Below are 21,635 nucleotides of genomic sequence, written 5' to 3' on the forward strand. Positions count from 1 at the left end.
CTGCTGCCAGGCGGCCCGCTCCTTCTCGGCGGCTGCCCGGGCGGAGCGGAGCAGCGGCAGCACGCCGTCGGCCGGCGCGCGCGCTCGATCGCGGCCCGCTGCTGCTCGACGTGCGCCTCGGCGACCACGAGCTCCTCCGCCTCGATGAGGGCGCGCCGGCGCCGCTCCTGGCCCCGGGCGATGCGCCGTGCCTCGTCGAGAGCGGTGCCCGCGGCCTCGTGCGCCGCGTCGGCCGCGCGGAGCCGCCCGGGCCGCCTCGAGCGGAGCGGCGAGCCGCGCCGGCAGCCCGGCGAACCAGGCGGCGTCCGGCAGAGGCGGCTCGGCTCGGTCATCGAGGAGCCGGACGGCCTCGTCCGCGAGCGCGGTCACGGCCGCGCGCTCCTCCTCGAGCCCGACGGCGCTCGCGTCGCGCTGCTCGAGCAGGCGGCGGCGGAGCAGATCGAAGCGCTCGGTCGCGAAGAGCGTGCGCAGGAGCCGCTGCCGGTCGTCGTTCTTCGCGAGCAGGAACTCGTGGAAGCGGTTCTGCGCCAGCAGGATCACCTGGAGGAACTGGTCCTTCGTCAGGCCGACGATCCGGCCGATGTCGGCGCCCACCTCCTTCGCGCTCGACGAGAGCCCGACCCAGGTGCCGTCGACCTGCTCCAGCAGCTCGACCTTCGCCGGCTGGGTCGTGGTGCCGGTGCCGCGCCGTTTCGGCCGCTCGTACTCGGGCGAGCGCCGGACGCGGTAGACGCGCCCCGCCGCCTCGAACTCGAGCTCGGCGAAGGTCTCGTCCTCGGGGCCGCTGTGGTCGCTCCGGAGGCGCGAGGCGGTGCCGTCGAAGCGGGGGACCGAGCCGTAGAGCGCGAACGCGATCGCGTCGAGGATCGTCGACTTGCCCGCTCCGGTGCGCCCGGCGATGAGGTACACGCCCACGTCCTCGAGCCGGTCGAAGTCGACGCACTGCTCGGCGCGGAACGGTCCGAGTCCGGCGAAGGCGAGTCGGCGGATCCTCACCGCAGAGCCTCGGCCTCGACGGCCGCGAGCGCGTCGAGGGTGAGGGCGCGCTCGGTCTCCGTGGCGCCGTGACCGCCGCGGACGTGGGCGAGGAAGTCGTCGACGACCTCCACGTCGCTCCGCCCGCGGATCCGCTCGGCGTACGCGCGCGGCTCGGCCGCGGCGTGCGGGGGCCGGTGCTCGAGCGTGGCGCAGCCGGGGAAGCGCGACTGCAGGCGCGCCATCGCGTCGAGCGGGCGCACGGGATCGGTGAGCACCGCCGAGACCCAGTCGCCCTCCACCTCGGCCAGGGAGGGATCGCGCAGCAGCTGCTCGAGCTCGCCCTCGATCACGCTGAGCCTCCTCGGCACGGGGAGCGGCGACCACTCGACGCCCTCGAGCCCCTCGGGCCCGATCGTCACCAGCCAGGCGCCGCGCGGCTTCGACGCCTCGCCGAACGAGTAGTGCAGCGGCGCTCCGGAGTAGCGCACTCCCGGCAGCAGCTCGGCGCGTCCGTGGATGTGCCCGAGCGCCGCGTAGTCGGCCGCGGCGAAGTGCTCGACCGAGACGTAGTCGAGCCCGCCCGCCGTGATGTCGCGCTCGAGGACCGCGGCCGGGGCTCCGACCGCGAAGCAGTGCGCGAGCACGACCCAGGGACGGCCCGCCGCCTCGGCGGCGGCGCGCACCCGCGCCATCGCGAAGGCGAGCACGTCCTCGTGGCGGCGCAGCTGCTCCTCCGGGTGCCGGTGGCGGTAGAGGGCGGGCTCGAGGAAGGGGATGCCGTGGACGCCGACCTCGAGCCCGGACGCGTCGCGCAGCACGACCGGCTCGGCGTACGCCTCGGGGTCGGTGAGGACGTGGACGCCCGCTCCGCGCAGGAGCCCGGCCTGGAAGCCGAGCCGGGCGGGGGAGTCGTGGTTGCCGCTGGTGAGGACGACCTCGGCGCCGGCCGCGCGGATCGCCTCGAGCGTGCGGGTGAGGAGGGTGTAGTGCTCCGCGGCGGGCACGGCGGAGTCGAAGACGTCGCCGGCGATCAGCACCGCGTCCACGCGCTCGGCCCGCACCGTCTCGACCAGGGCCTCGAGCACGGTCGCGAGCGCCGCCGTCGTGGAGTGCCCGTGGAAGGTGCGGCCGATGTGCCAGTCCGAGGTGTGCAGCAGCTTCACGGTCGTCCTTCCTCTGCGTCGTCCGGGGGAGCGCCTCCAGGCTAGTGAGGCCCTCCGACACCGGCGGCGCAGCGGACACCTCCCGTTCACCGGGAGGTGCACAATAGGGCGTCGGTCGAGCAGAGGAGATGGTCGTGAAGCTGCCCCGCGTCCCCGCGACGATCCTGGGTCTGGGCTCGCGCACCCGCGCCGCCGCCGAGGACACCGCTCCCATCCAGCGTCTGCGCCCGGACGACGAGCCGGCCCGCACCAGCACGGTCGACAACGCGATCTACCAGGACGGCCGCCGGGTCGTCTCACCCGGCAGCATCCCGGAGGCGCTCGCCGCCCTGCAGAAGCTGCCCGACGCGATGGCGTGGATCGGGCTGTACCGGCCGAACGCGGCCGAGCTCGCCGCGCTCGAGGACGAGTTCTCGATGCACCCGCTCGCCCTCGAGGACGCGATCAGCGCGCACCAGAGGCCCAAGCTCGAGCGGTACGGCAGCGACATGTTCGTGGTGCTGCGCGCCGCCAGCTACTCCGACCAGCGCGAGGAGGTCGACTTCGGCGAGCTCCACCTGTTCGTGGGGTCGAACTTCGTCGTCACGGTCCGCCACTCCGAGAAGCCCGACCTCTCGCTGGTGCGGCGGCGGATGGAGGCCGATCCGGAGCTGCTGCGCGTCGGCCCGGTCGCCGTGCTGTACGCGATCCTCGACGCCGTCGTGGATCAGTACTCGCCCGTCGTCGCCGGTCTCGAGAACGACATCGACGAGATCGAGGCGCAGGTCTTCGAGGGCGACCCGGCGGTGTCCCGACGCATCTACGAGCTCAGCCAGGAGGTGCTGGACTTCCAGCGTGCGGTCGCTCCGCTGACCGGCATGCTTGGGCGGCTCGTCACCGACTTCGAGGTGTTCCAGTCGGATGTGGAGCTGCGCCGCTACATCCGCGACGTCGCCGACCACGTCGCGCTCGTCACCGAGCGGGTCGACGGCTTCCGCACCACGCTGCGGGAGATCCTGGCGGTGAACGCGACCCTCGTCGCCCAGCGCCAGAACGAGGACATGAAGAAGCTCGCGGAGGTGGGCAACCAGCAGAACGACGAGGTCAAGCGGATCTCCGCCTGGGCGGCCATCTTCTTCGCGCCGACCATGATCTCGAGCATCTACGGCATGAACTTCGACGTGATGCCCGAGCTGCACGTGGCGTGGGGGTACCCGGCGGCGCTCGCGGCGATGCTCGCCTCGAGCGTGGTGCTGCACCGGCTCTTCAAGCGGTGGGGCTGGCTCTGAGCCCGCGTCCCGCGACGTGTCAACACCGTGACGGTCCCGGAGGCTCCGCGTAGCGTCGCTCGCGGGCCGTCCGGCCCCTGAACGGAGGGACTCCCGATGACTCCGGAGGACACGACCACGACGGCCCCGCGGCCCCGCTCCCTCTGGCGGGCGGGCGCGGCTCCGATCCCCTCCGACGAGTTCGTCCCGGGCGCGCACTACGACGACGTCGTGGTCGGCGCCGGACTCACCGGGCTGGTCACCGCGCTCCTCCTGCAGCGGACCGGCCGGCGCGTGCTGGTGCTGGAGGCGCGGGAGGTCGGCGCGGTCACGACCGGGAACACGACGGCGAAGCTCAGCCTCCTGCAGGGAGCGCACCTCTCCCGGATCGCGGAGCGCAACATCCCCGCGGTGACCGAGGCCTACGTCGCGGCGAACCTCGCGGGCTTCCGCTGGCTGCTCGACTACTGCGAGGGCGCGGGCGTGCCGGTGCAGAGGCGCACCGCCTACAGCTACGCGCAGACGCCCGAGGGCGTGGACGCCGTCCTGAAGGAGCACGCGACCGCGCGCCGCTTCGGCCTCGCGACCCGCCTCGTCGGCGAGCTCGACGTGCCGTTCCCCAGCACGGCGGCCGTCGCCCTCGACGACCAGGCCCAGTTCGACCCGATGGACGCCCTCACGGCGCTCGCCGCCGACTTCCGCGCCGCCGGGGGCACCCTGGTGCAGGGCGTCCGGGCCCTCGGGATGCGAGCGACCGCTCCCGTCCGGGTCCGCACCAGCGCGGGCCCGGTGACCGGGGACCGGGCCTACCTGCTCACGGGGGCGCCGATCCTCGACCGCGGCCTGTACTTCGCCAAGATCGCCGCGCTGCGCTCGTACGCGGTCGCGTTCCGCACCGACGCGCCGATCCCCGACGGCATGTACCTCTCGGTCGACGAGCCGTCCCGCTCCGTGCGCGACGCCGAGCGCGACGGCGAGCGGCTCCTCCTGATCGGCGGCAACGGCCACCCGGTGGGGCGCAGGCCCGTCACCTCGGAGGCGGTGGACGACCTGGTCGCCTGGACGCGGCGGTCCTTCCCGGGGGCGGAGCCGGTCGCGCAGTGGAGCGCCCAGGACTACGAGCCGTTCCACCGCGTGCCGTTCGTGGGCTGGCTGCCGCGGGGCCGCGGACGGATCTTCCTGGCGACCGGCTACGACAAGTGGGGGATGACCAACGCGGTGCAGGCCGCGCTGACGCTCGTCGCCGACCTCGAGGGCGGGACGCCGGCCTGGGCGAGGACGCTGCACCGCCGGCCCACGCTGCCGCGGGTGATGGCGGAGGGGCTCGGCGCCGGACTGGCGGTGGGCGCCTGGTACGCCCGCGGCTGGTCGGCAGCGCTCCGCGCGCCCCGCTCGGCCGGGGTGGTGCCGGCGGAGGGCCAGGGCTCGCTCGCCCGCGACGGCCTGCAGCCCGTCGCTGTCTCCACCGTGGAGGGGAGGCGCTGCGCGGTGTCGGCGGTGTGCCCGCACCTGGGCGGGATCGTCACCTGGAACGACTCGGAGCGCAGCTGGGACTGCCCGCTGCACGGCTCCCGCTTCGCAGCCGACGGGACGGTGCTGGAGGGGCCGGCGGTCGAGCCGCTCGCCCCGCTGGGCTAGGCCGGCCGCCGGCTCCGCGGAGCCGAGCCGGCGGCCGGCCCCGCAGAGCAGGCGGCTCAGTCCTCGTCCGCTCCGGGCTCCGCGACCTCGTCGCCGTCCGCGCCCGAGGCGTCGCCGGTCGTGTGCAGATCGGTGTCGCCCGGGATGCTGAAGTCGCTCAGCGGGTCCAGGGGCTTCTTGTCGTCGGTGTCGTCGCTCATGCCTGCCACCCTACGAGCGTCCGGCGAGGCGCTGCACCGCGGCGACCGGGATCGACAGCCACTCCGGCCGGTTGCGCGCCTCGTAGATCGCCTCGTAGACGGCCTTGTCGAGCTCGAACGCGTCGAGCACCGCCCGGTGCGCGGTGACCGCGTCGCCCGCTTGCTCGGCGTAGCCCTCGAGGAACGCGGCCCGGCTCGCCGCCGCCCAGGCCGCCCTCGAGGCGCCCGGCTCGGCCTGCTCGTGCGCGCCCGCCGCGTAGTCGAAGGAGCGCAGCATCCCCGCCACGTCGCGAAGGGCCACGTCGGGAAGACGGCGCTCGTGCATGGGCCGCAGCGGCTCGCCCTCGAAGTCGAGGAGCACCCAGCCGCGATCGGGCACGGACAGGACCTGCCCGAGGTGGTAATCGCCGTGGATGCGCTGGAGCCTCGGCCACGGCGCGGTCTCGGCGGCGCGGAACACGGCCTCGATCGCCTCCGAGTCCTCGGCGATCACGGGGACCTCTGCCGAGGCGATGCGCAGGCGACGGCGCATGGCCGCGACCATCCGCTCGACGACCTCGGACGTGGTGTCCTCGGTCGGCATGACCTCCGCCAGCGTCGCGTGCACCTCGGCGGTGGCGCGGCCCAGCTCGCGGGCGGGTCCGGTGAAGTCGGAGTCGGCGGCGACCGCCTCGAGGGCGACGCGCCACGCGTCCTGGACCCCGGGGAGGAACTCCTGCGCGAAGGCGAGGTGCCCGAAGGCGCGGCCCGTCTCCTCGCCCTCGTCGTCCCACTCGCCGGTCACGTTGCCGAGCACGGGCGGGACGAGGGCGCTCCCGGCGGCGTTGAGCGCCGACTGCACCGTCACGTCCGGGTTGTCGCCGTGGTGGAGGGCGCGGAAGACCTTGACGATCACCGGGGTCGCGTCGGATCCGTCGTGGGCGGTGGTGCGGACGATCACCGAGGTGTTCGACTGCTCGCCGCTGAGCACCTTCGAGGACGCGAACGCCCCGATCGCGGCACCCGGCTGCCGGTGGCCCTCGGCGCGGGCGCCGCCCTGGGCGCCGTCCTCGTCGGAGCGGCCGCCGTCGGCGATCATGCCGAGCAGGGCGCGGGCGAACACCGGGTCCCGTGGAGCGTCGTACACGAAGTGCACGTCGTCGGAGTAGACGAGGGCGTCCTCGAGCCCGGGCACCGGAGCCGCGTGGACGGTCACCGGCACCTGGTACAGCACCGGGCTCGTGCCTGCCCGGTCGATGAAGAGGTGGTCCACCACCTCCGCCTCACCGGGGTGCAGCGACCAGGCGCCGCGGACCTCCAACTCGGGGCGCCGCCCCTTGCTCGCGTACCACCTCTGGTCCGCCACCCATGCGGCGATGCGGTCGATCGACAGGCCTGCGCTCATGCTCTTCCCTCCGTCGGCACCCCGAACCCTACTGGCCGCGGACGACGGGCGGAGGGGCTTGCGGCGGGGCGCTCAGGCCAGCTCGAGCACGTCCAGCGTCCAGGCGTACTCGAACGCGATCTCGCGCCAGCGCTCGTAGCGTCCGCTCACCCCGCCGTGTCCCGCGGTCATCTCGGTGCGCAGCAGCGCGGGAGCGCCGACCTCGCGGAGCCTGGCCACCCACTTCGCCGGCTCCACGTAGAGCACCCGGGTGTCGTTGAGGCTCGTCGTCGCGAGGATCCGGGGGTACTGCACGTCCTCGCGGACGTTCTCGTAGGGCGAGTACGACTTCATGTAGGCGTAGACCTCGGCGTCATGCAGCGGGTCGCCCCACTCGTCCCACTCGATCACCGTGAGCGGGAGCGACGGGTCGAGGATCGAGGTGAGCGCGTCGACGAACGGGACCTGCGCGAGGACGCCGGCGAACGCCTCCGGGGCGAGGTTCGCGACCGCGCCCATCAGCAGGCCGCCGGCCGACCCTCCCTGCGCGACCAGGCGGTCCGGAGTGGTGAAGCCCGCGTCGACCAGGTGCCGCGCCGCGGAGACGAAGTCGGTGAAGGTCGTCCGCTTCGCCAGCGTCTTCCCGTTCTCGTACCAGGAGCGGCCCATCTCCCCGCCGCCGCGGACGTGAGCGACGGCGAAGACGACGCCGCGGTCGAGCAGCGAGAGGCGCGCGATCGAGAAGCCCGGGTCGATGCTCGCCTCGTACGAGCCGTAGCCGTAGAGGAGGAGCGGCGCGGGGGCCGAGTCCGGATCGGCGGCGTCGCGGCGCCAGACGAGCGAGAGGGGCACCCGCGTGCCGTCCTCCGCCACGGCCCACTCCCTCCGCTGCACGTAGAGCGCGGGGTCGTAGTCGCCGAGCACCGGCTGCTGCTTGAGCACCGTGCGCTCGCCCGTCGCGACGTCGAGCGCGAGCACGGTCGAGGGGGTGACGAACGAGGTGTAGGCGAGGCGGAGGGAGGGCTGCTCCCACTCCGGGTTCCCCGCCAGGCCCGCGTCGTAGAGCGGCTCGTCGAAGACGATCTCCTCGAGCCGCGCTCCGGCGCCGTCCTCGCGGAGGAGCCCGAGCCGGGTGGCTCCGTCGGCCCGGTAGGAGACGACGACGTGCCCGGCGAAGGCGTCGACGCCCTCGATCCGGCGGCCCTCGCGGTGCGGCACCACCACGCGGCGCTCGCGGGCCCGGGCGTCGGCGTCGAGCGACAGGTCGGCCGGCTCCTCGACGATCTCGAAGTCGAGGGCGCCGTCGTTGTGCACGATCAGCAGGCGGTCGCGTCCGTCGACGACCGCGTGCTCGACCTCGTACTCCACGCCCTCGCGTCGCGGCCACACCGAGCGGAAGGAGCCGGTCGGGTCGGACGCGTCCAGCAGCAGGCACTCGCTCGTGATCTTGCTGCCGATCTCGATGACGAGGAAGCGGCGGCTGCGGGTGAGGCCCACGCCGATCCAGTAGCGCTCGTCGGGCTCGGCGAAGACGACCTCGTCCGGGGTCCCGGCGCCGACCTCGTGCCGCCAGATCGTGTCGGGGCGCCAGGACTCGTCGACGGTCGGGTAGAAGACGAAGCGCGCGTCGGCGCCGAAGGTCGCTCCGCCGCCGGTGCCCTCGATGACGTCCGGCAGGTCCTCGCCGGTCTCGAGGTCGCGGATGCGGAGGGTGTAGCGCTCGTCGCCCTCGACATCGGTGCCGAAGAGCAGCCGTCGGCCGTCCGCCGAGACGTCGAAGCTGCCGAGCGAGAAGAAGTCGTGCCCCTCCGCCTCCGCGTTGCCGTCCAGGACGACCTGCTCGCCCTCGAGCGGACCGCCCTCGGCGATCGACGGCGGCGTCCAGTCGTCCGGCCCGCTGATCGGCGCTCGGCAGTGCACGGCGTACTGGCGGCCCTCGTAGGAGCGCGAGAAGTACCACCAGGAGCCCTCCCGGACGGGGACCGAGAGGTCGGTCTCCTTCGTCCGCGAGCGGATCTCCTCGAACAGGCGCTCGCGCAGCGGAGCGAGAGGAGCCAGCACCGCCTCGGTGTACGCGTTCTCGGCCTCGAGGTGCGCGATCACCTCGGGGCTCTCCTTCTCGCGCAGCCACTCGTAGTGGTCGACCACCACGTCGCCGTGGTGGCGGCGCTCGAGGGGGACGCGGCGGGCGACGGGCGGAACGGGCGCGGTCATCGCTCCAGCCTAGGGCGAGGGCGCCCCTGGCCGCCCCGGGGTGCCGCAGCGGCGCCGGGCGTGAGCACAATGGAGCATGGCCAGCGGTGCGGAGAACGAGTCGGCGACGTCCCGGGCGGGCGGTGCGCGGAGAGTGCAGACCGAGGTCGAGCGCAAGTACGACGTCGACGCGGGCACCCGGCTGCCCGACCTGACAGGCACCGCGAGCGTCGCGAGCGTCCGCACGGAGGAGCCGGTGACCCTCCGCGCCGAGTACTTCGACACCGCCGAGCGCGCTCTGTCCCGGGCGCGGATCACGCTGCGCCGCCGCGAGGGCGGATCCGACCAGGGCTGGCACGTCAAGCTGCCCGGCTCCTCCGGCCGCACCGAGATCCACGCGGAGCTCACGGCCTCGCGCACGGTCCCGTCCGCCGTCCGCGAGCCGGTGCTCGGGCAGGTGGGGCGCGCGCCGCTCGAGCCGCTGGCGCTGCTCGAGACGGTCCGCTCGATCACCCGCGCCCTCGACTCCCACGGGCGGGAGCTCGCCGAGATCGCCGACGACCTGGTGACCGCGCGCGACCAGCGCACCGGCCGCGAGCGGCGCTGGAGGGAGTGGGAGGTCGAGCTCGTCGACGTCCCGGGGGACGAGGGCGAGCGGGTCCTCGACGCGATCGAGCAGCGCCTCCTCGCCGCGGGCGCCCGCCCGGCCGCCAGCGCCTCCAAGCTCGCCCGGGCCACCGGCGGCCCGATCGAGGAGACGGTCCCGGATCCGCGCAACGGCGGGGAGGCGGCGCTCGCCGCGGTCCGCTCGCTCCTGCGCGAGCTGCGCGCCGTCGACCCGCGGGTGCGCCTCGAGGCCGACGACGCCCTGCACCGGATGCGCGTGCTCGCGCGCCGGCTCCGGTCCGTCCTCGCCGCCTCCCGCTCCGTGCTCGACCGTGCGGCGACCGACCCCGTGCGGGACGAGCTGCGCTGGCTGGGAGGGGTCCTCGGCGCGGCCCGCGATCAGGAGGTGCTCGCCGAGCGGTTCCGCACCTCCCTGGCGGCCGTCGAGGGCGCCCCGAGCACCCCCTCCGCCCTGCTGGAGGAGATCGAGCACCGGCACGCCTCGGCGCTGCGCCGCGTCGACCGCACTCTGCGCGGCGGCCGCTACCTCGCGCTCCTCGCCTCGCTCGACGCCCTGCTCGCGGATCCGCCCCGCACCGCGCGGGCGGGCTCGAGCGCGACGGCGCTGGTGCGCCGCTCCGTCGCGAAGGACCTCGCGCGCATCTCCGCGGCGGGCTCCGCGGCGGCCGGCGGCTCGCTCGAGGCTCGTCACGACCTGCGGAAGGCGGCGAAGCGGCTCCGCTACACCGTGGAGGCGTGGCGGGCGGTCGTCCCCGAGGCCGTCGGCGCCCGGCGCCGCTCGCTCGCCGAGGCGGGCGAGGACCTCGCCGACGCCCTGGGGGAGGAGCGCGACGCGCTCGCCGCCCGTGCGCTGATCCTGGAGGAGGCCGATCGCAGCGGGGAGGGGGCCTTCGCGCTGGGGGTCGTCGCCGCCGAGGAGCGGCACCGCGCCAGGCGGGCCGCGAAGGTTGCGGAGAAGGCGGGGGACCGTCTGGGGTCGCTCTCGCGCTGACCGTGCGGCCCCGCGGTCGCTGTCAAGCCGACGGCCCGGTCGCACGGACGAAATCCACGGCGGATAATGTGAATCATGCCTTCCGTCCGTGCTCTTCCGTCACCGCTCCTGCGCCCGCGCCACTTCGACCGCGACGACGTCGTGGTCCATGCCGGCCTGTTCTCGCTGGTGAACTCGAGTACGACGCCCCGCGCGGCCTGGACCGAGGACCTGATCGCCATCGGCGAGGTCCTCGACGCCGCCGAATTCCCCTACCGCCTCATCCGCGGCACTGACGGCTCGCCCTTCCTCGCGGTGGACCGCGTGCTCGGCGCCGAGCTGGCGACGCTGCTGGCGCGCGCCTTCGCGACCGAGCCCTTCTACGCCAAGACGGTCGACAAGCGGGGCACCCCGCCCCAGCTCCTGGCCGAGGGCGTGCTCGCGCCGTATCCGCGCGCCTCCGTCTTCAAGCTCTTCCGCCCGCGCGTCTCCTCCACGGGATCGCTGCGCTACGGCGCCCGCAGCGGCGTCCGCCTCGAGCTGTGGAAGGTAAACGAGGAGGAGATCATCACTCCCGCCGAGAACGCGCTCATGCGCAACAGCCTCCCCGTCGCCGAAGCCATCGACGCCCACGTCGAGGCGTACGGCCGCACCTGGCCGACGTTCGAGGGCATGTTCGAGCCGCTCGTCAGCGACATCCGCTTCGAGGTCGACATCGTCTTCTCGTGGGTCGACGGCACCGACCTGGAGTTCCAGCGCGCCCGCGCGGCCCGCATGGCGAGCTACGTGGTGGGTGAGGGCGACGACGCTCCGGCGCGCTTCCGCCAGATCGACGAGCTCAAGTACGCCCTGCGCAGCGTCTACATGTACGCGCCGTGGATCCGGCACATCTACATCGTCACCGACTCCCCGCGCCCGCGCTGGCTGGACGAGCACCCGGACGTCACCCTCGTGCGCAGCGAGGACCACTTCCGCGACCTCTCGGTGCTGCCGACGCACAACTCCCACGCGGTCGAGAGCCAGCTGCACCGCATCCCGGGGCTGGCGGAGCACTTCCTCTACTCCAACGACGACATGTTCTTCGGGCGCCCGGTCGACCCGTCGATCTTCTTCTCGCCCGGGGGCATCACGAAGTTCATCGAGGCGACGACGCGCATCGGCATGGGCGACTCCAACGCCTCCCGCAGCGGCTTCGAGAACGCGGCTCGCGTCAACCGGCGCCTGCTCCGCGAGCGCTTCGGCGCGATGACGACCCGTCACCTCGAGCACGCCGCCACGCCGCTCCGCAAGACCGTGATGGCCGAGCTCGAGGCCGAGTTCGAGCCGGAGTTCACCGCGACCGCCGCGAGCCGCTTCCGCTCCGCGAGCGACGTCTCCGTCACCAACTCGCTCTACCACTACTACGCGCTGATGACCGGCCGCGCGGTCGTGCAGGAGAACGCCTCGGTGAAGTACGTCGACACGACGATGCACCAGGGGCTGAAGGACATGCGCAAGCTCCTCAAGAACCGCGGAGTCGACTTCTTCTGCCTCAACGACGGCAGCTTCCCCGAGATCTCGGCGGAGGCGCGCACCAAGGCCGTCATCGGGTTCCTCGAGGAGTACTACCCGATCCCGGCTCCGTGGGAGCGCGAGGACTGACCGTGGGCTGGGCCGTCGGGGGAGCGGTGGCCGGGCTGCTGCTCGGCCTGGCGAGCTCGCTCGTGTTCCCGGGCATCGGAGTGGGAGCGGGCGTCGGCGTGGGCGTCGCGCTGGCCGCGGCGCTGGCGTTCGCCGGATGGCTGTTCGCGCGGGACCGCGCCGGCGGGCGCTGACACCCCGGCCGTGTCCGAGGACGCGGTCGACGCGGCGCCCGGAGGCGTCGGGGCGACCCCGACGCCCCGTCGCGTCGCTACGCGCTGACGCCCACCCGCTCCACGAGCGGCGGGTAGAGCTCCTCGTCCCGGGCGACCGGGGCCGCCGTCGCCGCGGCGATCTCGACGCCGTGGTCCGCGAGGATCCGCTGCGTCTCGTTCGCCGAGACGTAGGACACCTCGGTCGAGGCGCCGATCGGCACCACCGAGTGCAGCACCGTGCCGTCGTAGACGTGGATCAGGTTGAACGCCTGGGCGCCGTTGCGGGCGCGGGTCGCTCCCACCGGCACGTTGAGGTCCTGGGTGTAGCAGGTGGCCGACGCGACCGAGACCGGGATGCCGGCGAACATCGCCGTCGACGAGTAGTGCAGGTGGCCCGCGATGATGCTGCGGACGTCGGAGCCCTCGAGCACCTCCGCGAGGGCGGGCTGGTCGCGCAGCTCCACGAGGACCGACAGGTCGAGCACGCTCGGCACCGGCGGGTGGTGCAGCGCGAGGATCGTGCCGTGCGGGGCCGGGCTGGAGAGCTCCTCCGCCAGCCAGTCGAGCTGCGCGTCCGAGATCTCGCCGTAGTGGGCGCCGGGCACGGTGGAGTCCAGCGCGATGATCCGGAGCCCGTTGACGTCGTGCACGCGGTCGACCGGCTGCGTGGTCGGGAGCTGGTCGAGCAGCCCCGAGCGGAACGCGCCGCGGTCGTCGTGGTTGCCCATCACCCAGATCACCTCGGCGCCGAGGCGTGCGGCCGCGGGCTCGACGACGGCGCGCAGCTTCGCGTACGCCTCCGGCTCGCCCTTGTCGGCGAGATCACCCGTGATGACGATGGCCTCCGGACGTCCGCCGGACGCCTCCAGCTCGTCGAACAGGAGCCGCAGCTGGGCCTCGCTGTCGACGTCGGAGCCGTACAGGCCGCCGTCTCCGGCGATGAAGTGGGTGTCGCTCAGGTGAAGGATGAAGTGGTTGGGCCGGGGGTACTCGGCCTGGCGGAGGGACATGATCCTCGGGTTCCACGATCGGCGGGAGCCGGATCACGCGACCCGGCGTCGGCACTTGCGCACTGCTCCAGCGGAGGCGACCCCGCTGCGATCAGTCCATCATCGCGGGGTGAACTCCGGGCCAACACCGGTCGGCGCGTCATCGAACGGTTCTCCCAGGTTGCCGGTCGCTGCGCCGTCCTCCCGGACCCCGGAGGGCCGCCGCGATCAGAGCCGGGCGAGCAGCCGCGCGTAGAACTCGATGGCGCGCTCGAACTGGTCGGCCTCGACCGACTCGTCGACCCCGTGGATCCCGAGCTGCTGCCGCGGGCTGATCTCGAACGGGATGAAGCGGTAGACGTGGTCGCTGATGGCGTGGAAGTGCCGGGCGTCGCTGCCGCCGGTCTGCACGTAGGGGGCGACGACCGCGTCCGGGAACGACTCCTGGACGACCGCGCGGAGCAGGTCGTACGGCCCGCCGTCGCCGGGTTCGCCGGTGGGGGAGACGGGGGAGGGCTCGTGGGCGACCTTCACCTCGACCTCGACCTCCGGGTCGTCGATGACGGCGCGGATGCGCTCGACCACGCCCGCCACGGTGCCGCCCGGGTTGATCCGCACGTTCGCGGTGGCGCTGGCGCTGGAGGCGAGGACGTTCGCTCCGGTGCTGCCGCGCAGCTCGGTGATCGCGACCGTCGTCCGCAGCATCGCGGCCGAGCGGTTGGAGTGGGCGGCGAGCGCGCCGACGACGGCGTCCGGGTGCTCGTGCGGGCGGGCGTACCAGACGGCGTGGGCCGCGTCCGCGTGGTCGGCCGCCGCGCGCACCAGCTGGGCGATCGGCTCCGGGAGGGTCGAGGGGAACGGGTTCTCGGTCAGGCGGTGGATCGCCCTCGCGAGCCGCTGGGTGGCGAGCAGCCCGGGCGGGGGCGGCGGAGCGGAGGCGTGGCCGCCGACGTCGCGGCAGGTCAGCTCGAGGTTCATGATCCCGCGCTCGGTGACGCCGATCACGGCGATCGGGGTGGTGACGCCAGGCAGGATGCCGCGCCGCACGTTCCCGCCCTCGTCGAGCACGAGGCGCGGGCGGACCCCGCGCGCGCCGAGCAGGGCGACGACCGAGGGGGCGCCGTCGCCCGCCGTCTCCTCGTTGTGCGTGGAGAGGAGGTACACGTCGTGCCGGGGCCGCTCGCCCCGCAGGACGGCCGCCTCGACCGCCTCGAGGAGGGCGACGAGGGAGCCCTTGTCGTCGAGGGCGCCGCGCGCCACGACAGAGGTGCGGCCGTCCGCGGCGACGACCGTCTCGGCCGCGAACGGGTCGTGCGACCACTCCGCCGCCGTCACGCTGACCACGTCGTAGTGGGCCATCAGCACGGCCGGCTCGCCCGGCTCCTCACCGCGCCAGCGCCAGAGGAGGGAGTGGCCGGCGACGGTCTCGGACTCCAGCGCCGCGTGCAGCGCCGGGTAGAGCTCGGCGACGAGCTCCCGGAAGGCGTGGAAACGGCTCCAGTCGGTCGCCGACTCGTCCGAGTGGGACACGGTGTCGACGCGCAGCAGGGCCTGGAAGCGCTCGAGCGCGGTCGTCGTCACCGGGCTAGCCTACGACGGCGGTGCCGGGCCCCCGGCCCGCCGGAGCGGAGGTGCGCGGTGGGGCTGCCCGAGGTCTGCGTCGTCTACGTCCTCCGCGACGGCCCGCGCGGCGCGGAGGTGCTCCTCGGCCGCAAGCGCAGGGGCCTCGGCGAGGGCCGCGTGGTCGCCCCCGGCGGCAAGCTCGAGCCCGGGGAGTCGCCCGTCGACGCGGCCGTCCGCGAGCTGGAGGAGGAGGCGGGGCTCGTCGCCCTCCCGGCCGACCTGGAGCCGCGCGGCGTGCTCGACTACTCCTTCCCCCACCGGCCGGCGTGGAGTCAGCGCTCGCACGTCTTCCTCTGCCGCCGGGTCGCCGGCGAGGTCCGCGAGTCGAGCGAGCTCGCCGCCGCGTTCGTCCCGGTCGACGAGGTGCCCTTCGACCGCATGTGGGACGACGCTCGCCTGTGGCTGCCGGACCTGCTGCGCGGCGGCCCGCCCGTCCGCCTCCGCGTCGAGTTCGGCGCCGACCTCGCGAGCGTGACCTCTTGGGGCCCGACAGCGGGCTCGTGACGACCCGTGCCGGCACCCGGCGGAGTGCACTCCGGCCGGGCCGCTCCCGCCGTGGGACGAGGGTCCGCCGCGCCTGCCGCCGCGGGGCCATCCGCTAGGCTTCCGCTCGGCCGGGGCCCCGCCCATGGCGTCTCTGGACACCACGAAAGGGAAAGAATGACCAGCACGACGGTGATCGAATGGCGTGAGCAGGCTCCTGCCGAGGCAGTGGACGCGCTCGCCGCTCCCGGTGGACTGGTCGTCTGCGCGACCAAGGTCGGCTACATCCTGATGACGACCGACGGTGCGGGCCTCGAGCGCAAGTTCTCGGCCAAGCAGCGCAATCGCAACAAGCCCGGCGTCGTGCTCTGCTCCAGCATCGAGCAGCTCGTCGAGCTCGCGGAGCTCAACGACGAGGTCCTCGCCTTCTACCGGAAGCACTGGGACCAGGACGTCCTGCTCGGCTGCATCCTCCCGTGGAAGGCCGAGGCGGTCGAGCTCATCGACGAGGACGCCCGCGAGCTGGTCCGCGACGGACGCGGCACGAGCTGCTTCGTCATCCGCTTCGGCCGCCCCGCCGAGCAGCTGGTCGCCACCCTGTGGGAGCGCGACCGCACCCTCACCTTCGCCAGCTCGGCCAACCCCTCGGGCGTGGGCAACCGCGGCCGGGTCGCGAACATCGGCGAGCGGATCGAGAACGAGGCGGACGTCATCGTCTCGGCCGACTCGTACGTCTCCTCCATCCAGCCGGACAAGGACGAGGACTCCCGCCACGAGCAGGGCGTCATGGTCTCGATGGTGGACGCCTCGGGCGCCCTCATCCCCGTGCAGGGCGGCGAGCGCTCGATCACCCCGGGCCCCGTGCTGATCCGCCGCGGCCTCGACTACGAGCGCATCATGCTGAACCTCGCCGAGCAGTTCAACTCCTGGGACTACCGCCAGGGCGAGTACTACTGATCCGCTAGCGGATCGCGACGACGGCCGGGCCGGGGCTCGCCCCCGACCCGGCCGTCGTCGTCCCCGGCGTCAGAGCTCGAGCACGTCGCCGGGCTCGAGCGCGTGGTACTCCCCGCCCCCCTCGCGCACGGCCCAGCCGAGCCGGTCGTGGCCGAGCGCGCGTCCCGCCTCCGAGAGGACCTGCTCGTGGGTCGCGAAGGCGTGCCGCGGCGCGATCTCGAGCACGTAGTCCATCGCCTCGGCGATCTTCATCCACGGCGCGCCCGACGGGGCCGCGAGGACCTCGACGTCGACGCCCTCGGGGACGGTGAAGGAGTCGCCGGCGTAGTAGGCGCGGCCGTTGACGAGGACGCCGACGTTGTCGATGACGGGGATGCTCCGGTGGATCACCGCGTGGCGGGCGCCGAAGAAGCGCAGCTCGAACGGGCCGACCGTCACCACGTCGCCGTCGGCGACCGTCTCGACGTCGAAGCCCTCGGCCGCGGCGGCGACCCCGGCCGGGCCGAGGATCCGCAGCGACGGGGCCGCGTCGCGCAGGCGCTGCAGCTGCTCCGGGGTCCAGTGGTCGGCGTGCTCGTGGGTGAGCACCACGGCGACGGTGTCGGTCGTCCCCTCGACGGGCCGGGTGAAGGACCCCGGATCGATCACCAGCCGGGCGCCGTCCTCCTCGATCAGGACGGCGGCGTGCTCGAGTTTCGTCAGTCTCATGACCCGAGCCAACCGCCTCGGCGGGCGGCGGGCAAGGCCCGGGCCGAGCGGAGACCGGGTGGGCCGGGCGCTCGATTTGCATCGATGCGGATCCGTGTGCAACACTCTTCGAGTTGCAAAAACGCGGCCCCATCGTTTAGCGGCCTAGGACGTCGCCCTCTCACGGCGGTAACGCGGGTTCAAATCCCGCTGGGGTCACCACGGCAACACGAGAAGAACCCCCGGTCTGACCGGGGGTTCTTCTCGTTTAACACCCGGGTGCTCGCCACGCGGCACCTGCTCGACGCATCGCGCCGATCGCCTCGTTCCCGCTCCGCCGCCTCGGGGCCGCATCCGGCCGGATCGGCGCTAGGATCGCATCCGCGAAGGGGAGTATCCCGCCTTTCCGCTCCCGTCAGTACGCATCGCCCCTGCGCGGTGCCGGGGGCGGGACGGGTGACGCGGACCGGCACGGCCGTCCGCTCCCCGGGGAGAGACTTTCGGCCCCCCACCCACTCGGAAGGCCCTCATGCTCGATCTGCCCGTCTGGTTCGTGATCGGCTCGTTCGTCGTCCTGAGCCTGATCCTCGCCGCCGACCTGCTGCTGGTCTACAAGCGGCCGCACGTGCCGAGCCTGAAGGAGTCCGGCCTCTGGGTCGGCTTCTACGTCACGCTCGCGCTGATCTTCGCGCTGGCGATGCTGATCCTCGGCGGCGGCGAGCTCGCGGGCCAGTTCGTCGCGGGCTGGCTGACCGAGTACAGCCTCTCGATCGACAACCTGTTCGTCTTCGTCATCATCATGGGCCGCTTCGCGGTGCCGGCGAAGCTGCAGCAGGAGGTGCTGATGGTGGGCATCATCATCGCGCTGGTCTTCCGCGGGATCTTCATCCTCCTCGGCGCGCAGCTCATCGAGAGCTTCAGCTGGATCTTCTACCTGTTCGGCGCGTTCCTGGTCTACACGGCGTGGAACCAGGCGTTCGGCAAGGAGGACGAGGACGAGGGCACCGACAACCTGCTCATCCGCCTCCTGCGCAAGCGCGTGAGGATCTCGGACGAGTTCGACGGCTCGAAGATCCGCACGGTCAAGAACGGCACGAGGTTCTTCACCCCGATGCTGATCGTCTTCCTGGCGATCGGCTCGACCGACCTGCTCTTCGCGCTCGACTCGATCCCCGCGATCTTCGGCATCACGGAGAGCCCGTTCATCGTCTTCACCGCGAACATCTTCGCCCTGATGGGGCTCCGCCAGCTCTACTTCCTGCTCGGCGGCCTCATCGACAAGCTCGAGTACCTCAAGTACGGCATCGCGTTCATCCTCGCCTTCATCGGCGTGAAGCTCGTCCTGCACGCCCTGCACGAGAACGACCTGCCCTTCATCAACGGCGGCGAGCCCGTGCCGGTGTGGGACATCGACACGATCACCTCGCTGGTGGTCATCGTCCTGAGCATGACCGTCGCGACGCTCGCGAGCCTGGCGAAGATGCGCCGCGAGCACCGCCACATCGAGATGCACGACGGGCACCCCGAGGTCGTCTCGGACGACGCCCGCTCGGCCGCAGAGGAGAAGTGACCCCGCGATGACGAGCACCACCGTCGACCTGCCCCAGGGGGCGCTGCGGCTCGCCGTCAGCAGCAGCACCGACGTCGGAGCCGTCCGCCGGGTCAACGAGGACTCCCTCCTCGCCGACGAGCTGCTGCTCGCGGTCGCCGACGGGATGGGCGGGCACGCCCGCGGCGACCTCGCGAGCGCCGCGGCGGTCGGAGCTCTGCACGAGAACCGGCCGACGGCCCTCGGACCGGTCGACGCGGTGTTCGACCTGGTCGAGGGCGCCAACACGGCGGTGCGCGCGCTGGACGTGGGCGGTGCGCTCTGCGGCACGACGCTCACGGGGCTGATGCTCGTCCTGCCCGAGCCCTCCGGGCCCGCCCGCTGGGCGCTCTTCAACGTCGGCGACTCCCGCGTCTACCGCTGGGACGGGACGGAGCTCGAGCAGCTGACCGTGGACCACTCGGCCGTGCAGGAGCTCGTCTCGGCGGGCCTGCTCACGCGGGAGTCCGCCGAGTCGCACCCGGACCGCAACATCGTCACCCGCGCCCTCGGCGCCGACGAGGAGGTCGAGACGGACGTCTGGACGCTGCCCGTCGTGCCGCGCGCCAGCTACCTGCTCTGCTCCGACGGGCTCACCAGGGAGCTCTCGGACGAGCGGATCGCGGCGCTGTTCGCGCGCCGCGACTCCGGCGATCCGGCCGACCTCGCCCAGGCGCTCGTGGGAGCGGCGGTCGACGCCGGCGGGCGGGACAACGTCACCGTGGTCGTCGTCGACGCGGTGCTCGACGCCCGCGCCTGAGCCGGTCGACCGCGCGCCGTCGGCTCCCGGGAGCGGGGGAGCGCGGTGCTATTCTCGGTCCATGCTGAGCGGCCCGCACCTCCTTCCGTGCCGCGACGAGACCTCGATCTGACGGCCTCCCTCGTCGCGGTGCCTCGCCCGGCCGAGCAGCGACTCCTGAAGGAGAAGGAACCGTCATGACCGAGAAGTCACCCGGCGCAGCCGCGCCCGCGTCGAGCGGAGCGGAATCCCGCTCGCTCGCGGACTCGATCCGCACCCCGAGGCCCCGCACCCTCGCCGAGAAGGTCTGGGACGACCACGTCGTCGTCAAGGGCGAGAACGGCGCTCCGGACCTCGTCTACATCGACCTCCACCTCCTCCACGAGGTGACGAGCCCCCAGCCGTTCGACGGGCTGCGCGCGGCCGGGCGCCCCCTCCGCCGCCCCGACCTCACCATCGCGACCGAGGACCACAACACGCCGACCCTGCAGATCGGCCGGCCCATCGAGGACCCGACCAGCCGGGCCCAGATCGACGCTCTGCGCCGCAACGCCGGCGAGTTCGGCGTCCGCCTGCACTCCCTCGGCGACGTGGAGCAGGGCATCGTGCACGTCGTCGGCCCGCAGCTCGGCCTGACGATGCCCGGGATCACCGTCGTCTGCGGCGACTCGCACACCTCGACGCACGGCGCGTTCGGCGCGATCGCCTTCGGCATCGGCACGAGCGAGGTCGAGCACGTGATGGCCACGCAGACGCTGCCGCTGCAGCCCTTCAAGACGATGGCGATCACCGTCGAGGGGACGCTGAAGGAGGGGGTCACGGCCAAGGACGTCATCCTCGCGGTCATCGCCCGCATCGGCACCGGCGGCGGCCAGGGCTACATCCTCGAGTACCGCGGCTCCGCGATCCGGGCGCTCTCGATGGAGGGCCGGATGACGATCTGCAACATGTCGATCGAGGCGGGCGCGCGCGCCGGCATGGTCGCGCCGGACGAGACGACGTTCGCCTACCTGCAGGGCCGTCCGCACGCCCCCGCGGGCGAGGACTGGGACGCCGCCGTCGCCTACTGGCGGACGCTGCCGAGCGACGAGGGCGCGGTCTTCGACGCCGAGGTCGTGATCGACGCCGACGCGCTCGAGCCGTTCGTCACCTGGGGGACCAACCCCGGCCAGGGCGTCTCGCTCTCGCAGTCCGTCCCCGACCCCGAGGCCATCGACGACCTGAACGAGCGCACCAGCGCCCTGCGCGCGCTGGAGTACATGGCGCTCGAGCCCGGGACGCCGATGAAGGAGATCCCGGTCGACGTCGTCTTCATGGGCTCCTGCACCAACTCCCGGATCGAGGACCTGCGGGCCTTCGCCGCGATCGTCGAGGGGCGCACCAAGGCGCCGGGCGTCCGCGTGATGGTCGTCCCCGGCTCCGCCCGCGTGCGGCTCGAGGCGGAGGCCGAGGGCATCGACCGGATCGTCACGGCGTTCGGGGCGGAGTGGCGCTTCGCCGGCTGCTCGATGTGCCTCGGCATGAACACCGACCAGCTCCTCGAGGGGGAGCGCGTCGCCTCCACCTCCAACCGCAACTTCGAGGGCCGTCAGGGCAAGGGGGCGAAGACCCACCTCGTCTCGCCGCTCGTCGCTGCCGCCACGGCCGTGCGCGGCACGCTCTCGAGCCCCTCCGACCTGGAGCCGGCGCGCGAGAGAGCAGGAGTCTGACCGTGCAGAAGTTCGAGACCGTCACCGCGATCGCCGCGCCCCTGAAGCGCGCCAACGTCGACACCGACCAGATCCTCCCCGGCGTCTACCTCCGCCGCATCACGAAGACCGGATTCGAGGACGCCCTGTTCCACGGCTGGCGCCAGGAGGAGGACTTCGTCCTCAACCAGGAGCGGTACCGCGGTGCGGGCATCCTCGTGGCCGGGCCGGACTTCGGCACGGGCTCCAGCCGCGAGCACGCCGTGTGGGCGCTGCGCGACTACGGCTTCCGGGTCGTGATCTCGCCCCGCTTCGGCGACATCTTCCGCGGCAACGCCGGCAAGCAGGGACTCCTGGCCGCCGTCGTGTCCGAGGCCGACGTCGAGCGCCTGTGGGAGATCATCGAGAGCACCCCGGGAATAGAACCGACGGTCGATCTGGTTGCGCGTACGGTCACCGCCGGTGGCGAGGCCTTCGACTTCGAGATCGACGACTACACTCGATGGCGCCTGATCGAGGGCCTGGACGACATCGGCCTGACCCTGCGCGACGAAGCGCTCATTTCCGAATTCGAGACCCGCCGCGAGAGCTGGCGGCCCAAGACATTGCCGGTGAAATAGCGTGAACACACTTCTTCAGGACGCCAAGGCCCTCCAGGACGCCAAGG

At 73.1% G+C, this 21,635-nt stretch carries 19 protein-coding genes and 1 tRNA gene; 13 read left to right on the forward strand and 7 right to left on the reverse strand.

Annotated elements, in window-relative coordinates:
* Window positions 1-204 precede the first annotated feature (204 nt).
* A complete protein-coding gene (locus tag GTU71_RS16375) occupies window positions 205-1,068 on the forward strand; it encodes a hypothetical protein (RefSeq protein WP_244230622.1) in 864 nt (287 codons plus the stop codon).
* Here GTU71_RS16375 and GTU71_RS02975 read toward each other — a convergent pair.
* Window positions 993-2,141 carry an exonuclease SbcCD subunit D gene (locus GTU71_RS02975; protein WP_104223069.1) on the reverse strand — a complete coding sequence of 383 codons (1,149 nt, stop codon included), beginning with the start codon at window positions 2,139-2,141 and terminating at the stop codon, window positions 993-995. The genes GTU71_RS16375 and GTU71_RS02975 overlap by 76 nt on opposite strands.
* Window positions 2,142-2,353: 212 nt before the next feature.
* On the opposite strand from GTU71_RS02975, the gene GTU71_RS02980 reads away from it, so the two are divergent.
* Window positions 2,354-3,409: a magnesium and cobalt transport protein CorA gene (locus GTU71_RS02980; RefSeq protein WP_244229666.1), complete on the forward strand. Its 1,056-nt coding sequence runs from the start codon at window positions 2,354-2,356 to the stop codon at window positions 3,407-3,409.
* A 96-nt stretch (window positions 3,410-3,505) separates the two neighbouring features.
* Window positions 3,506-5,026, forward strand: coding sequence for an FAD-dependent oxidoreductase (locus tag GTU71_RS02985; protein ID WP_159939281.1), 1,521 nt, complete (start codon window positions 3,506-3,508; stop codon window positions 5,024-5,026).
* A gap of 56 nt (window positions 5,027-5,082) precedes the next feature.
* Here the strand turns inward: GTU71_RS02985 and GTU71_RS02990 are convergent, their stop codons facing one another.
* The 3 genes from GTU71_RS02990 to GTU71_RS03000 form a co-directional block, all read right to left on the reverse strand.
* Entirely contained in the window at window positions 5,083-5,226 is a 144-nt protein-coding gene (locus GTU71_RS02990; RefSeq protein WP_159914626.1) for a hypothetical protein, read from the reverse strand.
* A 10-nt stretch (window positions 5,227-5,236) separates the two neighbouring features.
* Window positions 5,237-6,610: a phosphotransferase gene (locus GTU71_RS02995; protein WP_159939282.1), complete on the reverse strand. Its 1,374-nt coding sequence runs from the start codon at window positions 6,608-6,610 to the stop codon at window positions 5,237-5,239.
* 72 nt (window positions 6,611-6,682) lie between these two features.
* Window positions 6,683-8,803 carry a S9 family peptidase gene (locus GTU71_RS03000; RefSeq protein WP_104309734.1) on the reverse strand — a complete coding sequence of 707 codons (2,121 nt, stop codon included), beginning with the start codon at window positions 8,801-8,803 and terminating at the stop codon, window positions 6,683-6,685.
* 76 nt (window positions 8,804-8,879) lie between these two features.
* Here GTU71_RS03000 and GTU71_RS03005 point away from each other — a divergent pair, with 76 nt between their 5' ends.
* The 3 genes from GTU71_RS03005 (at window position 8,880) to GTU71_RS03015 (ending at window position 12,193) form a co-directional block, all read left to right on the forward strand.
* The gene (locus GTU71_RS03005) at window positions 8,880-10,400 is read left to right on the forward strand and encodes a CYTH and CHAD domain-containing protein (RefSeq protein WP_159939283.1); all 1,521 of its coding nucleotides are present in this window, start codon (window positions 8,880-8,882) and stop codon (window positions 10,398-10,400) included.
* 75 nt (window positions 10,401-10,475) lie between these two features.
* Window positions 10,476-12,020 carry a stealth family protein gene (locus GTU71_RS03010; protein ID WP_159939284.1) on the forward strand — a complete coding sequence of 515 codons (1,545 nt, stop codon included), beginning with the start codon at window positions 10,476-10,478 and terminating at the stop codon, window positions 12,018-12,020.
* 2 nt (window positions 12,021-12,022) lie between these two features.
* Window positions 12,023-12,193, forward strand: a complete 171-nt coding sequence (locus GTU71_RS03015; protein WP_159939285.1) for a hypothetical protein — start codon at window positions 12,023-12,025, stop codon at window positions 12,191-12,193.
* A 77-nt stretch (window positions 12,194-12,270) separates the two neighbouring features.
* On the opposite strand, the gene GTU71_RS03020 is transcribed toward GTU71_RS03015, so the two are convergent.
* Both GTU71_RS03020 and GTU71_RS03025 read right to left on the reverse strand, forming a co-directional pair.
* Window positions 12,271-13,224, reverse strand: coding sequence for a phosphodiesterase (locus GTU71_RS03020; protein ID WP_104249612.1), 954 nt, complete (start codon window positions 13,222-13,224; stop codon window positions 12,271-12,273).
* Between the two features lie 207 nt (window positions 13,225-13,431).
* Window positions 13,432-14,784, reverse strand: a complete 1,353-nt coding sequence (locus GTU71_RS03025) for a M20/M25/M40 family metallo-hydrolase (RefSeq protein ID WP_104295021.1) — start codon at window positions 14,782-14,784, stop codon at window positions 13,432-13,434.
* A gap of 57 nt (window positions 14,785-14,841) precedes the next feature.
* On the opposite strand from GTU71_RS03025, the gene GTU71_RS03030 reads away from it, so the two are divergent.
* Both GTU71_RS03030 and GTU71_RS03035 read left to right on the forward strand, forming a co-directional pair.
* Window positions 14,842-15,330 (forward strand): 8-oxo-dGTP diphosphatase, encoded by a 489-nt coding sequence (locus GTU71_RS03030; RefSeq protein ID WP_159939286.1) that lies wholly within the window; start codon window positions 14,842-14,844, stop codon window positions 15,328-15,330.
* Window positions 15,331-15,486: 156 nt separating this feature from the next.
* Entirely contained in the window at window positions 15,487-16,266 is a 780-nt protein-coding gene (locus GTU71_RS03035; RefSeq protein WP_104328371.1) for a Sua5/YciO/YrdC/YwlC family protein, read from the forward strand.
* Window positions 16,267-16,335: 69 nt separating this feature from the next.
* On the opposite strand, the gene GTU71_RS03040 is transcribed toward GTU71_RS03035, so the two are convergent.
* A complete protein-coding gene (locus tag GTU71_RS03040; protein ID WP_159939287.1) occupies window positions 16,336-16,974 on the reverse strand; it encodes an MBL fold metallo-hydrolase in 639 nt (212 codons plus the stop codon).
* A gap of 125 nt (window positions 16,975-17,099) precedes the next feature.
* On the opposite strand from GTU71_RS03040, the gene GTU71_RS03045 reads away from it, so the two are divergent.
* From GTU71_RS03045 to leuD, 5 genes are all read left to right on the forward strand, one after another.
* Window positions 17,100-17,175, forward strand: a tRNA-Glu gene (locus GTU71_RS03045).
* Window positions 17,176-17,482: 307 nt separating this feature from the next.
* Window positions 17,483-18,523 (forward strand): TerC family protein, encoded by a 1,041-nt coding sequence (locus GTU71_RS03050; RefSeq protein WP_104283458.1) that lies wholly within the window; start codon window positions 17,483-17,485, stop codon window positions 18,521-18,523.
* A 7-nt stretch (window positions 18,524-18,530) separates the two neighbouring features.
* A complete protein-coding gene (locus GTU71_RS03055) occupies window positions 18,531-19,301 on the forward strand; it encodes a protein phosphatase 2C domain-containing protein (RefSeq protein WP_159939288.1) in 771 nt (256 codons plus the stop codon).
* 176 nt (window positions 19,302-19,477) lie between these two features.
* Window positions 19,478-20,989, forward strand: a complete 1,512-nt coding sequence (leuC, locus tag GTU71_RS03060) for a 3-isopropylmalate dehydratase large subunit (protein WP_159939289.1) — start codon at window positions 19,478-19,480, stop codon at window positions 20,987-20,989.
* A gap of 2 nt (window positions 20,990-20,991) precedes the next feature.
* The gene (gene leuD / locus GTU71_RS03065) at window positions 20,992-21,588 is read left to right on the forward strand and encodes a 3-isopropylmalate dehydratase small subunit (protein ID WP_104283461.1); all 597 of its coding nucleotides are present in this window, start codon (window positions 20,992-20,994) and stop codon (window positions 21,586-21,588) included.
* Window positions 21,589-21,635 lie beyond the last annotated feature (47 nt).

The organism is Rathayibacter sp. VKM Ac-2762 (genome assembly GCF_009866585.1).
Lineage (GTDB): Bacteria > Actinomycetota > Actinomycetes > Actinomycetales > Microbacteriaceae > Rathayibacter.

Excerpts from the sequence above, each read along its gene's own strand:
- leuC (WP_159939289.1), top strand. The coding sequence starts at position 19,478 with ATGACCGAGAAGTCACCCGGCGCAGCCGCGCCCGCGTCGAGCGGAGCG.
- GTU71_RS03035 (WP_104328371.1), top strand. The coding sequence starts at position 15,487 with ATGACCAGCACGACGGTGATCGAATGGCGTGAGCAGGCTCCTGCCGAG.
- GTU71_RS03000 (WP_104309734.1), bottom strand. The coding sequence starts at position 8,803 with ATGACCGCGCCCGTTCCGCCCGTCGCCCGCCGCGTCCCCCTCGAGCGC.
- GTU71_RS03010 (WP_159939284.1), top strand. The coding sequence starts at position 10,476 with ATGCCTTCCGTCCGTGCTCTTCCGTCACCGCTCCTGCGCCCGCGCCAC.
- GTU71_RS03005 (WP_159939283.1), top strand. The coding sequence starts at position 8,880 with ATGGCCAGCGGTGCGGAGAACGAGTCGGCGACGTCCCGGGCGGGCGGT.
- GTU71_RS03050 (WP_104283458.1), top strand. The coding sequence starts at position 17,483 with ATGCTCGATCTGCCCGTCTGGTTCGTGATCGGCTCGTTCGTCGTCCTG.
- GTU71_RS02990 (WP_159914626.1), bottom strand. The coding sequence starts at position 5,226 with ATGAGCGACGACACCGACGACAAGAAGCCCCTGGACCCGCTGAGCGAC.
- GTU71_RS03040 (WP_159939287.1), bottom strand. The coding sequence starts at position 16,974 with ATGAGACTGACGAAACTCGAGCACGCCGCCGTCCTGATCGAGGAGGAC.
- GTU71_RS03020 (WP_104249612.1), bottom strand. The coding sequence starts at position 13,224 with ATGTCCCTCCGCCAGGCCGAGTACCCCCGGCCCAACCACTTCATCCTT.
- GTU71_RS02995 (WP_159939282.1), bottom strand. The coding sequence starts at position 6,610 with ATGAGCGCAGGCCTGTCGATCGACCGCATCGCCGCATGGGTGGCGGAC.
- GTU71_RS02985 (WP_159939281.1), top strand. The coding sequence starts at position 3,506 with ATGACTCCGGAGGACACGACCACGACGGCCCCGCGGCCCCGCTCCCTC.
- GTU71_RS03055 (WP_159939288.1), top strand. The coding sequence starts at position 18,531 with ATGACGAGCACCACCGTCGACCTGCCCCAGGGGGCGCTGCGGCTCGCC.